Source organism: Caulobacter sp. B11 (assembly GCF_002737765.1).
Classification (GTDB): domain Bacteria; phylum Pseudomonadota; class Alphaproteobacteria; order Caulobacterales; family Caulobacteraceae; genus Caulobacter.
This window is the reverse complement of record NZ_PEGG01000022.1, coordinates 1-13251: the sequence shown is the minus strand read 5'-3', so window position 1 is coordinate 13251 and position 13251 is coordinate 1. Positions and strand designations below refer to the sequence as shown.

The 13251-nt window shown below is 66.2% G+C and carries 9 protein-coding genes, 2 tRNA genes and 1 pseudogene; 5 read left to right on the top strand and 7 right to left on the bottom strand.

Annotated elements, in window-relative coordinates:
• Window positions 1–225: 225 nt before the first annotated feature.
• Window positions 226–3231 carry a TonB-dependent receptor gene (locus CSW58_RS01680; RefSeq protein ID WP_099446054.1) on the top strand — a complete coding sequence of 1002 codons (3006 nt, stop codon included), beginning with the start codon at window positions 226–228 and terminating at the stop codon, window positions 3229–3231.
• 497 nt (window positions 3232–3728) lie between these two features.
• On the opposite strand, the gene sppA is transcribed toward CSW58_RS01680, so the two are convergent.
• Complete coding sequence (sppA, locus tag CSW58_RS01675) at window positions 3729–5510, bottom strand: signal peptide peptidase SppA (RefSeq protein WP_099446053.1); 1782 nt, start codon at window positions 5508–5510, stop codon at window positions 3729–3731.
• 140 nt (window positions 5511–5650) lie between these two features.
• Window positions 5651–5727 (bottom strand) — tRNA-Pro (locus tag CSW58_RS01670).
• A 151-nt stretch (window positions 5728–5878) separates the two neighbouring features.
• Between CSW58_RS01670 and CSW58_RS01665 the strand changes: the two genes are divergently transcribed.
• Together CSW58_RS01665 and CSW58_RS01660 are read left to right on the top strand one after the other, a co-directional pair.
• Window positions 5879–5952 (top strand) — tRNA-Gln (locus CSW58_RS01665).
• A 380-nt stretch (window positions 5953–6332) separates the two neighbouring features.
• Window positions 6333–6773: a MucR family transcriptional regulator gene (locus tag CSW58_RS01660; RefSeq protein WP_099446056.1), complete on the top strand. Its 441-nt coding sequence runs from the start codon at window positions 6333–6335 to the stop codon at window positions 6771–6773.
• An 84-nt stretch (window positions 6774–6857) separates the two neighbouring features.
• Here the strand turns inward: CSW58_RS01660 and CSW58_RS01655 are convergent, their stop codons facing one another.
• From CSW58_RS01655 to CSW58_RS01635, 4 genes are all read right to left on the bottom strand, one after another.
• Window positions 6858–8201, bottom strand: a complete 1344-nt coding sequence (locus CSW58_RS01655) for a hypothetical protein (protein ID WP_099446052.1) — start codon at window positions 8199–8201, stop codon at window positions 6858–6860.
• 61 nt (window positions 8202–8262) lie between these two features.
• Window positions 8263–8607 carry a hypothetical protein gene (locus tag CSW58_RS01650; protein ID WP_143755043.1) on the bottom strand — a complete coding sequence of 115 codons (345 nt, stop codon included), beginning with the start codon at window positions 8605–8607 and terminating at the stop codon, window positions 8263–8265.
• 44 nt (window positions 8608–8651) lie between these two features.
• Window positions 8652–9203: a GNAT family N-acetyltransferase gene (locus tag CSW58_RS01645; protein WP_099446050.1), complete on the bottom strand. Its 552-nt coding sequence runs from the start codon at window positions 9201–9203 to the stop codon at window positions 8652–8654.
• Between the two features lie 151 nt (window positions 9204–9354).
• Window positions 9355–11529, bottom strand: a complete 2175-nt coding sequence (locus tag CSW58_RS01635) for a S9 family peptidase (protein WP_099446048.1) — start codon at window positions 11527–11529, stop codon at window positions 9355–9357.
• A gap of 98 nt (window positions 11530–11627) precedes the next feature.
• Here CSW58_RS01635 and CSW58_RS01630 point away from each other — a divergent pair, with 98 nt between their 5' ends.
• Window positions 11628–12464, top strand: a complete 837-nt coding sequence (locus CSW58_RS01630; protein WP_099446047.1) for a serine protease — start codon at window positions 11628–11630, stop codon at window positions 12462–12464.
• Window positions 12465–12529: 65 nt separating this feature from the next.
• Window positions 12530–12738, top strand: a pseudogene (locus tag CSW58_RS01625) (CsbD family protein).
• A gap of 75 nt (window positions 12739–12813) precedes the next feature.
• On the opposite strand, the gene CSW58_RS01620 reads toward CSW58_RS01625, so the two are convergent.
• Window positions 12814–13251, bottom strand: a 438-nt coding sequence (locus tag CSW58_RS01620; protein ID WP_236627588.1) for a MaoC family dehydratase, incomplete at its 5' end; no start/stop codon positions are given.

The window sequence follows — 13251 nt, the reverse complement described above, 5'->3', positions numbered from 1 at the left end:
AGGCCGGTAATGTCAATTGACCCGCTGGTGACGAGGCCCCTAACGTCCCCACCAACCGGAAACTCGTTTTCCGGGAAACCTATAATCTCGTGGTGCAGCTGGCGCGGAATTCCGCGCTCCCCGGACGGAACGTTTTTTCAGGGGCCTGTCCGGTCATAACGCAAGCGCCATGCTTGAGGGGATATTACGAACATGAACTCGACGAAGGCAGCGCTCGGCGCTCCCATGACGAACAACAAGCGATTCCAGGAGCTGTCGAAGGGCGTCAGCCGCGCCGCACTTGGCCTCGCGATCAGCTTCTGCGTCGCTGGCGTGGCTCTGGCCCAATCCCAGACGGGCGCTCTTCGCGTCACCGTCCAGGGCACCGATGGCAAGCCGCTGAGCGGCGCCACCGTGGTCATCCGTTCGCCCTCCAGCCTGACCACCAAGACGGCCACCACCGACGCTTCGGGTCAGGTGCGCGTCAGCGGTCTTGACCCGGCGACCAACTACACCGTCGCCGTCGCCTCGCCCGGCTTCGCCGATTTCAGCGCCAGCAACGTCGCTGTCGTCAGCGGTAAGGACCTGAGCGTCGGGTACGCCCTGGCCTCGGCCGACAACGCCGTCGAAGAAATCGTCGTGACCGGCTACTCGCTGGCCGCCGTCGACGTGACCTCGGCCACCGTCGGCACCACCCTGACCCTCGACGTCGTCGAGTCGCTGCCTACCGGCCGTAACTACCAGAGCTACCTGCAGCTGGTTCCGGGCGTGAAGCCTTCGTCGGGCGGCAACCCCTCGTCGCGTTCGGGCGTCAACTATTCGGACGTCGGCGGCGCCATCGGCACCTCGACCGACAACGTTTACTATCTCGACGGCGTTGACGTGACCGACCCCCTCACGGGCACCTTCGGTTCGAACTTCAACTCGGAAATCATCCAGGAACAGCAGGTCATCGTCGGCGGCGTCGCCGCTGAATATGCCGGCGGTTCGGGCCTGGTTTCGCGCGTCGTCACCAAGTCGGGCAGCAACGAGTGGCACGGTTCGCTCAACTACTACCTGCAGAACGACGGTGTCGTGCAGGAAGACAAGCACTCCACCTCGGGCGGCTTCTCGACCTATGATTCGGCCTTCACCCTGGGCGGCCCGATCCTGAAGGATCGCCTGTGGATCTTCGCTTCGTACCAAAAGAAGAGCCGTGAAGACGAAGTTCTGAACCCGACGACCGGCGCTGTCCGTCGCTCGGTGACCAACGACGCCGAGTACACCTTTGCCAAGGCGACCTGGCAGATCACCGACAACGACCGTCTGACCGCCAGCTTCTTCAGCGACCCGACCGAAATCAGCGGTTCGAACAGCTCGACCGTGATCAACATCCGCGATCTGGCCCGCGTCCAGGGCGGCGACAACTACAAGGTCGAATACGCTCACACCTGGGGCGACCTGCAGATCACCGCCTACGGCTTCAAGCACGAAGGCGAACTGACCCAACTGGCCGCTGACCAGAGCATTCGTGACAACATCACCTTCCGCGGCCCTGGCTCGACCATCGAGCAGCGTCAACTGGGCGGCGCCGGCACCAACAGCGAAACCCATCGCGACCGTCAAGAATACGGCCTGAACCTTGAATACTACCTGGATACCAGCTTCGGTAGCCACACCTTCAAGGCCGGCTACGTCAACACGGAAAACACCTATTCGAGCAACTCGACGGTTCCGGGCAACGTCCAGTACCAGTCGATCGCGCTGGCCAACACCAACAACACCTTCCTCGACTTCACGTCGTCGGCGTCGGGTTGGACGACTCGTCCGCTCGCCCAAGCCGACATTCCGCGTATCATCGCGGCCCTGAACGGCAACGCCGGCGCCAAGGCGCTCGTGGACACCGACAGCAACGGCACCGTGACGACCGCCGAAGTGAACGCCGTTCGCTTCAACAGCACCGCCGGCAACCCCTACGGCAACGTGAACGCCTACCGCGCCGTCCGGGCCTCGAATGCGCCCTATTCGGTGCAGAGCAAGGGCCAGACCCTCTATCTGCAAGACACCTGGACGATCAACCAGCTGACCATCAATGCTGGCGTTCGGGCCGAAGAATGGTCGCACTACAGCTCGGCTGGCGACAAGCTGTTCACCTTTGATTGGGAAATGGCCCCGCGCCTGAGCGTCGTCTATGACGTCTTCGGCAATGGCCGCAGCAAGGTCTTCGCCTTCGCTGGCCGTTACTACGATCCGATCCGTAACGACATGTCCAACTTCGCGGGCAATCTGAACGGCCCGGTCACCGAAGAGCAGCTCTATATCGGCAACCAGTGGCTGACCTTCCGTACCCGCGGCGGCGCGGTCGTTCCGGACTCGGTCTTCGCACCGAGCACCAAGACGCCCTATACCGACGAGTACATGATCGGCGCGTCCTATACCTGGGGTTCGAGCATTGGCATCCAGGCCACGATTTCGCATCGCGAAACCGAGAACATCTTCGAAGACTACGACCTGGCGCTCTATTCGGATCCGAACGCCACTGCGGCTGACGGCGCCCACGGCGTCGCCTATCCCGGTTCGGCCTTCTACCTGCCCTATTCGTACTTCGGCTATAACAGCAAGCCCAACGCCAACTACGTTCTGGGCACGCTGTTCGGCGGCAAGCGCGAATACACCGGCTTTGAACTGAGCATGACGAAGTTCAAGACCGACAAGTGGCAGGGCCAGGCCTCGTACACCTACAACAAGGCCGAAGGTAACTCGAACTCGGACGGCAACGCCGACTTCGCCGGCGACGTGGTCTTCCTTGACCCGCGCGCGCCGAACGTCTGGGGTCCTCAAGCTGGTAACATCAAGCACCAGTTCAAGGCCTATGGTTCGTACGACTTCGACTTCGGCCTGCAGGTCAGCGGCGTCTACAATTGGAACAGCGGCGCGCTCTACACGCCCGCCGAGCCGATCAGCGGTCGCTACTTCGCGCCGACCTCCGATCCCTACAACTACGGTGGCGTGACCGACACCTACCTGCAGCCTGGCTTCCAGGGCGCGGAAACCGGTCCGGCCTACTACACCTTCGACATGCGCCTGAAGTATGTGCATGACCTGCCGGTTGGTAAGGCCGAGTTGTTCCTGGACGTGTTCAACGTGCTCAACAACCAAGCCGCTACGGGCGTGATGCCCCTGCTCACGGGCAGCGGCATCTATGACTACCAGGACGAGAACGCCTGGGTGTCGCCGCGTCGCCTGTATCTCGGCATTCGCTACTCCTTCTAAAACCGAAACTCACCGTTTCGGGACTACCAATGCCGGCGCGAAAGCGCCGGCATTTCTTTTATGGGGCTTGGCGTCAGCCCCGGCCGGGTCGGCTTCCGCCCGCTGAATGCGCCCCCTCGCCACGGATCGCGGCGCCGCGCCGGGCCTATGCCCCCTCCCGGCCCCCGCCCGGCCTCACCACAGCCTCCCTACAGTCCTTGAAGCGCCGCACCCGGCTTCTGTGCGCCGCGGAGCTCAAGCCGTGCGCCATGGGCCCTGCTTCTTCGGCGAGCTTGGCGTGGGCCTGGGCGATGGGCTGCATCAGCAGGTCGTTGCGCCTCGAGCCTCGCCATCGCGATCGGGCAGGGCGGGTCGCCCAGCCGCCGAGGGTTCGGCGAGTCTTGCGCCCCGGGTTGGCCGCGACTCCGCCGGGCCAGGCCGCTTTCGAGCGTCGCCCAGCAAAAAGCCCCGGCCGCGTGAGCAGCCGGGGCTTTGCCGTATCGGAGCTAGAGCTGGGGCTAGTGGATCGGCGTGTCGGCCAGCACAGCCGCCCCCTGTGACCGCATCCGGCTCTTGGCCACCTCGTCGAGGATGGCTTGCGAGCGCGGATCGCCGAGGATCCAGCCGGCGGCGGCCAGGGTGCGCACCGAGGTCGAGCTGACGCCCAGGGCCTTCTCCAGGGCCTCGAACGGCGACCGCGTCCCGCCGAAGGCCTTCAGCCGCACCTCGCCCTTCAGGCCCGCCAGGCTCTTGGCCTTGTCGACGGCGTCATAGAAGCCGCCGATCTCGTCGACCAGGCCCAACTGCTTGGCCTGAAGGCCGGTCCAGACCCGGCCCTTGGCGATCTCGCGCACGCGGTTGGGCGGCAGCTGCCGGCCCTCGGCGACTCGGGCCACGAAGCCGTCATAGATGCGGTCCATCCAGCTGGCGAACTTGGCCCGCTGGTCGGGGGTGAAGCCGTCGGCGGTGCCGAAGGCCCCGGCATAGTCGCCGCCCACCGACAGTTGGCGAGTGTCGACGCCGAAGCGGCTCAGCGCGTCGCCGAGGGCGAACTTGCCGCCGAACACGCCGATCGAGCCGGTCAGGGTGGTGGGTTGGGCATAGATCGACGAGGCGTAGCTGCTGATCCAGTAGCCGCCAGAGGCCGCATAGGCCCCCATGCTGACCACGACGGGCTTGCCGGCCGCCTTGGCGGCCTTGACGGCCGCCAGGATCTGCTCCGAGGCGGTGTCGGAGCCGCCCGGCGAGGAGACGCGCAGCACGATGGCCTTGACGTCCTTGTCCTGGATGGCGTCGTAGATCGCCTTGGAGGCGTCGTCGGAATAGATGGTGCTCTCGGCCCCGAACGCCCCGCCAGAAGCGCTCGTCCCGGTGACGATGGCGCCTTCGGCGTTGATCACCGCGATGGCCGCGCCGGTCTTGGGCGGGCCGACGCGGTTGGCGCGGCTGATATAGTCGTCGAAGTCCATCAGCTTGCCGTTCTTGCCGGCCTGGGCCAGCAGGGCGTCCTGGGCCTCCTTGACCTGGCCGACCTTGTCGATCAGGCCCTTGGCCTTGGCGTCCTGGGCGCTGTAGGGGCCCGCCTCGATGGTCTGGGTGAGGGCGGCCAGGTTCTTGCCGCGGTCGGCGGCGGCGGTCGCCAGGGCGCTGCGATAGATCGAACCCATCCAGGACAGGGTCGATTCGCGGTGGGCCGGCGTGTAGTCGCTTTGCAGATAGGGGTTGACCGCGTTCTTGTATTCGTATCGCTGCTCGTACTGGGCCTTGACCCCGTACTTCTCGAACAGCCGCTTGTAGAACAGGGTCTCGCTGGCCGCGCCGACCGCCTGCATCGAGCTGTCGGGCTGCATCCAGAACTGGCTGGCCGCGGCGCCCAGCATATAGGTCGAGGTGACCATGCCGGAGGGATAGAGCCCCTGGCTGTGGGCATAGATCGGCTTCTTGCCGACGGCGCGGAAATGCTTGAAGGCCAGGCGCAGTTCATCCGCGGCCGCCGGGTTCATCCCGCCGTCGGGCAGGCGAACCAGCACGCCCTTGACCTTGTCGTCGGTCTCGGCTCGCCGCAGGGTCTCGGATACCGACATCACCGACAGACCGCCGCCGCCGAACGCCGCGAAGGGGCTCTGGGAGGGCTGGTCGCTGAGGCCGCCACGCAGGTCGAGATTGAGGATGGTGTGGGCCGGAACCGGGGCCGGTCGGGCGGCGCCGACGGCCATGACGATCAACAGGAAGGGGACGCCCACGACGAACAACACTAGGCCGACGAAGACGCCGGCCACGGTCATGAGAAACTGCTTCATCGGGATTCCTGTCGCCAAACTCGCCTGCAGGCTAACGACAGTTACGGCGCGGTCAAATGAACTGCGCGCAACGCGGGAACCTCAGAGCGAGTTCTGAGCGATTCTGGGGAGGGGGAGGGATTTCTCGGGAGGAGAGAAGATGGTCGGAGTGGCAGGATTTGAACCTGCGACCCCCGCGTCCCGAACGCGGTGCTCTACCAGACTGAGCCACACTCCGACTTGGAGCGCGGCTTATAGAGGCGCGTCGAAGGGCTCGCAAGCTTCAAAATCGGGTCCCAAAAAAAGAAACGACAAGCGCCGTTGCATCCGTCCGACTCCTGCGCTATCTCCACCGCCTCGCCGATCCCCACGGGTTTCGCCGTTCCTGCTGGGGAATGGTGTAATGGTAACACAGCGGTTTTTGGTACCGTCGTTCTAGGTTCGAGTCCTAGTTCCCCAGCCACACTTCCTCCTTTTCAATAAAGAGCGCCCTCCGGGCGCGCCGCCGCGCCTCGGACATTGTTCGCGGGCCGGCAGGAAAGACTTCACGCGGCATGCGTGTTTTGGCTTTACCTCCGCGCGAGCCGGTCTCCACGGCGCTGAAGCCGCTGAAAAGTGATTCGCGGCCAGGGTCGTGATCGAGCGGCGCCCTTCGACACTGAGGCTAGGCCGTTTCAACAGTGATCCAGCCGGCGCAAAGCCGTTATCGCGCGGGTTCTGGATCAGAAATCAGCGTTCCGTGCCTGATCAATTGTGGGCGAGATTGGCTTCTTCAAAGATGAGTACTTGTTTTTCGTGCCTGGGGGTGTATTTCCCAATGCACGTCATATAGGAGCGATGCTCGTGGAAGAAAAAGCTACCCTGATCGAGCTAACCGCTGAGATCGTTGCCAACTATGTGGCAAATAACAGCACGCCGATCTCCGACTTGCCCGCGCTGATTCGGGCCACGCATGATGCGCTGGCCGGTATTGGTTCGCCGGAAGCTCCGGTTGTGGAATCGGTTACGAAGGCGACCGCCGCCCAGATCCGCAAAAGCATCACGCCCGACGCGTTGATCAGCTTTGAGGACGGCAAGCCTTACAAGACCCTCAAGCGTCACCTGACGACCCACGGCATGACCGTGGCCGAATACAAGGCCAAGTGGGGTCTGCCCAACGACTATCCCACCACCGCGCCCGCCTATAGTGAAGCGCGCTCGGCGATGGCCAAGGCTCTGGGCCTCGGCCAGGGCGGCCGCAAGGCCAAGGCTCCGGCCAAGGCCCCGCGTGGCCGCAAGGCCTGATCGCCTTTCAGGGCTGAACGATCAAAACCCCCGCCGGCGACGGCGGGGGTTTTTTGTATCTGAACCCCCGCGTCGCGAGGGGCCCTATCCCACCTTCAGCCGCACGAAGGCCATGCCGCCGGTCGGCTGGTCGTAGCCCAGGTCCGCAGGGGCGTCGAAGGCGCTGACCAGCCCGCCGAACCCCAGGGCGACATGGGCCGACAGCGGCGTGTCATAGATCGCGCCCACCGACAGTTTACGCACCGTGTAGGCCCCGCCGTGATGACCGGCCAGTTCGTCCTGCTCGACCTGTTCGGCGCGGCTGAACAGGGTCCAGCGCGCGTCGGGCTTGAAGGCTCCCTCGGCCAGCCAGGCCTGCAGGGCGTCGCCGGGGATGCGGTCCTTGCGGGCCCAGGCCAGGGTGGCGCTCACTGACCCGCCGCCGTCGAGCGGGCGGGCATAGAGGGCGCTGAGCGAGGTGCGGGCCTCGTCATCGTCGGGCTCCAGGGCCTCGGGGCTGTTGATCCGCGCCCAGCTGGCCTGCAGGGCCCAGTTGGGGGTCGGGTTGTAGGAGACCCGGGTCGCCACGCTGTCCAGTTGACCGGTCTCGATGTCGAACCGCTTCTGGTCGGGCTCGCGGCCCCGGAAGGCGCTGGCCTCGACCTTCCAGTCGGCATGCCGCACGCCGCCGGTGACCACGCCGAAGGTGATGTGGGTCGAGTCGAACCAGTGGTGGGTGATCGGCGCCTCGGGGCTGTCCATCGCCGCCTGGCGGTGCATGAAGGCGGGCGGACCAAAGGCCGGCTCGCCGGGCAGGCCGGCATAGAGGTAGGCGTCGGTGTCGGGACCCAGGGGACGGCTGTAGGTCGCTGACAGTTCCATGAACAGGTCATGCGGATGCTGGCGGTCGACCAAGGGCGTGGCGCCATCGGCGGTTTCGCCGGTGGCCAGCAGCAGCGGATAGCCGGACTTGCCCATCAGCGGATCGGGGCTGAGCATGGCCTTGAAGCCCAGGGTTCCGCCGCCGAGCGGGCCCTGGGCCATGCCCATGATCATGCCGCCGACAAAGGCCTTGTCGTCGCCGCGCGGCCCGCCCTGGTCGCTATAGACGCCATTGAGCAGCACATGACCCATCAGCATCCAGTCACCGGAGTGGGTCATCAGACCGGCATGGGGCGAGGCGTCGGGCTGCCAGCTGGTGCCGGAGGCGTCGCGGGTCATCGGATAGGCGCCCAGCGGGCCGACCATGGCGCCATGCCCAGGCATGGGCTGCTCGGGCGCGGGCGTCTCTGCGGGCGTTTCAGCGGGAGTCTGGGCGGGTTGGGGCGCTGGCATGCCATGGCCCGCATGACCGGAATGGTCCTGGGCCTGGGCGGCGAGGGCGAGCGACAAGCTCGCGGTGACGACGGCGCCGGCGAGCAGCCGCGCGCGGAAAGTCTGGGTGGTCATGGGACCGACCTTTCTGAAGCAGGGACAGGGAGGCTCCGCGCGGCGGCCGCGCGGAAAGGCTTCAGGCGAAGGGTCGGGGAGGGCCGTGTTCCGGCGCGAGGCTCAGGCCTTCAAGGCGGCGCTGACGGGCGTGGAACACCGCCTTGTCCGCGCGGGAGGGGACAAGCACGGGGGCCAGGTCGCGCGCGGCGGCGGGTAAGCAGCCGACGCAGCAATTGGCGGCCATGGCCTGGGGCTGACGTTTGTGGGTAGGCGACTGGTCGGGGGTCTCGTCCGCCCCCTGGCCTGCCATTTCGTGGCAGGCCGGCGCCATCGTCCCGGCCTGGGTCGGCGCCAGGCGCAGCGGTCCGCTGATGACGAACAGGGCCGCCAGCAGGATCAGCAAGAAAGGGCGAAGTCCGCGCATCGAGGCAATCTAGGCATCGCGTCCCTCCGGAGCAAGGGACGGGCTCAGACCCCGCTGAGCCGCAACCCCGGCGCGTTCGGCGGCGCGTCGCGACCGGGCCCCAGCGGTCGGGTCATCCAGACCAGATCGACCCAGCGCTCGAACTTGTAGCCCATGGCCGGGGCGATCCCGGTGGGCGCGAAGCCAAGCGCCTGGTGCAGGCCGATCGAGGCGGCGTTGCCGCTGTCGCCGATCACGGCGACCATCTGGCGCAGGCCCAGGGCCTCGCAGGCGGTGATCAGCTCTGACAGCAGGGCGCGGCCCACGCCGCGCCCCACCGCTTCGGGGCCGACATAGACGCTGTCCTCGACCGTGTAGCGATAGGCGGCGCGCAGGCGGAAGGGGCCAGCATAAGCATAGCCCAACACGACGCCGTCCTGCTCGGCCACCAGATAGGGCAGGGCCTTCTCGAGGATCGCCGCGCGGCGCCGGGCCATCTCGGCGGCCTCGGGCGGGACCTCCTCGAAGGTGCCCAGGCCGTTGAGGACGTTCCAGCCATAGATCGCGGTGATGGCGGGCAGATCGGCCTCGGTCGAGGGACGAACGGTGAGCGTCATACGCAGATCCTCCCCCTGGCGGGGGAGGTGTCCGCGAAGCGGATGGAGGGGGAGGTGTGCGAAAGGGGGAGATCTCTTCCCCCTCCGGCCCTTCGGGCCACCTCCCCCATCAGGGGGAGGATCCCCAAGCTTAAGCTCAAGGCCGAACCCCTCACGCCTTGCTCCAGCCCTTGTCCACGGCCCAGACCGCGAAGGCGTAGTCCAGGGCGATCTCCTTGAGGAAATCAAACCGGCCCGAGGCCCCGCCGTGCCCGGCGTCCATGTTGATCTTCAGCAGCACCGGCTTGCCGCTGGTGGTGTGGTCGCGCAGCTTGGCGGCCCATTTCTCGGGCTCCCAATAGGTGACGCGCGGGTCCGACAGGCCGCCGGTGGCCAGCACGGCCGGATAGGGCTTGGCCGTCACATTGTCATAGGGCGAATAGCTGGCGATGTAGTCATAGGCGGCGACGTCCTCCAGCGGATTGCCCCATTCGGGCCATTCGGGCGGGGTGAGGGGCAGGCTGGTGTCGCTCATGGTGTTGACCACGTCGACAAACGGCACGGCGGCGATGATGCCGGCGAACAGGTCGGGCCGCATGTTGCTGATCGCCCCCATCAGCAGGCCGCCGGCCGAGCCGCCATAGGCCACGGTGTTGGCAGGCTTGCCGTAACCGGCGGCGTGCAGGTGCTCGGCGCAGGCGATGAAGTCGGTGAAGGTGTTCTTCTTCTTGTCCTTCTTGCCGTCCAGGAACCAGCTCCAGCCCTTTTCCGAGCCGCCGCGCGGGCAGGCCGTGGCCCAGATCCAGCCGCGATCGACCAGGCTGAAATTGCGGATCGAGAAGCTGGCCTCCATCGCGATGCCGTAGCTGCCATAGCCGTAGAGCAGCAGCGGGGCGCTGCCGTCCAGCTTGGTTCCCTTCTTCATCAGTACGAAGATCGGCACTTCGGCGCCGTCGGCGGCCTTGGCGTTGAGGCGGCGGGTCTCGTACTGACTGGGATCGTGGCCCGAGGGGATTTCCTGGGTCTTGCGCAGGACCCGCGTGCGGGCGGCCATGTCATAGTCGAACCACTGCCGCGGCGTGGTCATCGAGTTGTAGACGAAGCGCACGGTGGCGGTGTCGTACTCGTAGCCGCCCTCCAGGCTCAGGGCGTAGGCGGCCTCGTCGAAGCCGACCTCGTGCTCGTCGCCGGCCTTGGCGGTGATGACGATGCGGTTGACCGCGTCCACCTTCTCCAGCCGCACGAAGTGGTTGCTGAAGGCCATGGTTCCGACGATCAGCCGGCCGGGCTTGTGGGCGATCCAGTCCTTCCATTGAGCCTTGCCGGGCGTGGCCTCCGGCGCGGTGACCAGCTTCCAGTCCACGGCGCCGTCGGCATTGGTGCGGATCACGAAATGGTCGTTCCAGTGCTCCAGCTCGTAGCGCAGGCCGACCTGGCGCGGCTCGACGATCACCGGCTTGGCGGTCGGGTCGCTGGCAGGGATCAGCAGGTTCTCGCTGGTCTCCTGGTTGCCGCAGCTGATGACGATGAAGCGGTCGGATGATGTAACGCCCACGCCGATGAAGAAGCCCTCGTCGGGCTCGTCATAGATCAGCACGTCGTCCTTGGCCGTTCCGCGGGCCGGTCGGCGATAGATCTTGGCCGGGCGGCCATTGTCGTCGCGAAAGGTCCAGAACAGCCACTGGCTGTCGGGCGAGAAGCAGAAGTCGCCGGTGCAGCTCTCGACCGGACTTTCCAGCACCTTGCCGGTGGCCAGGTCCTTGACCTGGACCTGGTAGACTTCCGAGCCCTGCGCGTCGACGGCATAGGCATAGAGCTTGTGGTCCGGCGAATGGCCGGCCCCGCCGACCTGGTAGAAAGCCTTGCCTTTTGACTCGGCGTCCTCGTCGAGCAGCACCTGCTCGGTCCCGCCGCTGATCGCCTTTCGGGCATGCACCGGGTGCTGGGCGCCTTTTTCGTAGCGGGTGTAATATTCCCAGACGCCATCCTTGGCCGGAACCGAGGCGTCGTCCTGCTTGATGCGACCTTTCATCTCCTCGAACATCGCCGCCTGCAGCGGCTCGGTGGAGGCGAGCATGGCCTGGGTATAGGCGTTCTCGGCGGTCAGGTGGGCCTTGACGTCGGGCTTGATCAGCGAGGGGTCCCGCAGCACCTTTTGCCAGTTGTCGTCCTTCATCCAGGCATAGTCGTCGACCCGAACCCGGCCCAACTGCTCGATGCGCTTGGGGATTTTCTGGGCGACGGGCGGCGTGGGCAGGCTTGAAGCGGACATGGACTTCCCGGGACTGAGGGCGGAGGCTGTGGCGAGGACGGCGGTCGCGCCGGACATGATTTCGCGCCGGTTCATGACCAGACTCCTGCTCTGATGCGTCAGAACGCCAACTTGTGCGGAGCCGCGCGTCTGGTCAAACTGAACCGGCATCCAGCGTACAGGGGCGAACTTAGATGATTGGGGACCTGTCGGTCGATCTGATCTCGGCGACGGTCCAGCTCGAGCAGCCGCTCGGCGATGGATCGCGCACGGTCGGCACCGGCTTTCTGGTCCACGATCAGGGCCCCGACGGCAAGCCGCGCACGGTTCTGGTCACCGCCGCCCATGTTTTCGAAAAGATGCCCAGCGTCTCGGTGCGGATCGGCTACCGTGTCCAGGCCAAGGATGGCGTCTGGCGCTATGATCCCCAGACCCTGAAGATCCGCGACGGCGATCATCCGCTGTGGGTCAAGCACGCCGGCCGCGACGTGGCGGCGATCGTCGTCGAGGCGCCGCCCGAATTCGCCAAGGCCGCCATTCCCCTGGCCTGGCTGGCCAAGGACGACACCTTCAGCACCTACAGCCTGGGGCCCGGCGACGAGATGATGGCCCTGGGCTTCCCGCGCGGGCTGTCGGCCAATCCCGCCGGCTTTCCGATCCTGCGCTCGGGGCGGGTGGCGTCCTACCCCCTGGCCCCGGCCACGGCCTTTCCGACCTTCCTGCTGGATTTCAGCGTCTTTCCCGGCAATTCCGGCGGGCCGGTGTTCATGGCCCAGGGGGCGCGGCGCCGGCCGGGCTCGACCGAGACGCAAGAGGTGCAGTTCGTGGCCGGCATGCTGACCCAGCAGGTCGAACTGTCGGGCGAGCGGCTGGAGATCGGCATCGTCACCCACGCCAAATATATCCGCGAGACCGTCGCCCTGCTGGACAAGACCCCCGGTCCGCCGATTCCGCGGGCCAAGGCGGCCCCGCCCGAGCCGGTGACGCGGGGCGCGACCGAAGCCGTCTCGGTGACGGGCTACGCGCGCTAAGCTGCGCCACAGGAACCCCCTGCGCCCCACGCCGTTCTGTCTGGGAGATTAACCCAAGCAGGAGCATAGCCATGAGCAGCAATCGTGTGGACGGCGCCATCGACAAGGGCGTGGGCGCTGTCAAGGAAGCCGCCGGCAAGGTCACGGGCAATGAGCGCCTGGAAGCCGAAGGCCTGGCCCAGAAGACCAAGGGCGACGTCCAGAACAAGGTCGGCCAGGTCCAGGACAAGATCGGCGACGCGATCAAGAAGTAGGCCTGTCGGCCTTTCCATAGCAAAGGCCGCGGGAGCGATCCCGCGGCCTTTGGTCGTTCTTAGGGCGCCGCGCCTGTCGCGGAGCGCCCTGGTCTTCAGGCGCCGTAGATGATCGAGATGGTCTCGGCCACGCAGGCGGGGCGCTCTTCGCCCTCGATCTCGATGGTGCACTCGTTCTTCATTTGCAGGCCGCCGGCCTTGGGCTCGACGCTGAGCAGCTTCTGGCGCATGCGCACCTTCTTGCCGACCCGGACCATGCCCGTGAAGCGGACCTTGTCGCAGCCATAGTTGATGCCGCGGGTCACGCCGGTGACGTGCAGGATGCCGGCGCCCAGCATCGGGATCAGCGACAGGGTCAGATAGCCGTGGGCGATCGGGCCGCCGATTTCGCGGGTGGCGCGCTCGACATCGACGTGGATCCACTGGTGGTCGCCGGTGGCTTCGGCGAACAGGTTCACGCGCTCCTGGCTGACCTCGACCCAGTCCGAAACTCCGATTTCCTGGCCGACCAGGCTGGCGATATCCGCATAGGC

Bases quoted from the DNA above. Each gene is read 5' to 3' on its own strand.
- CSW58_RS01680 (WP_099446054.1), top strand. From the start codon at position 226: ATGACGAACAACAAGCGATTCCAGGAGCTGTCGAAGGGCGTCAGCCGC.
- sppA (WP_099446053.1), bottom strand. From the start codon at position 5,510: ATGAAGCAGTTTCTCATGACCGTGGCCGGCGTCTTCGTCGGCCTAGTG.
- CSW58_RS01655 (WP_099446052.1), bottom strand. From the start codon at position 8,201: ATGACCACCCAGACTTTCCGCGCGCGGCTGCTCGCCGGCGCCGTCGTC.
- CSW58_RS01650 (WP_143755043.1), bottom strand. From the start codon at position 8,607: ATGCGCGGACTTCGCCCTTTCTTGCTGATCCTGCTGGCGGCCCTGTTC.
- CSW58_RS01645 (WP_099446050.1), bottom strand. From the start codon at position 9,203: ATGACGCTCACCGTTCGTCCCTCGACCGAGGCCGATCTGCCCGCCATC.
- CSW58_RS01635 (WP_099446048.1), bottom strand. From the start codon at position 11,529: ATGAACCGGCGCGAAATCATGTCCGGCGCGACCGCCGTCCTCGCCACA.
- CSW58_RS01630 (WP_099446047.1), top strand. From the start codon at position 11,628: ATGATTGGGGACCTGTCGGTCGATCTGATCTCGGCGACGGTCCAGCTC.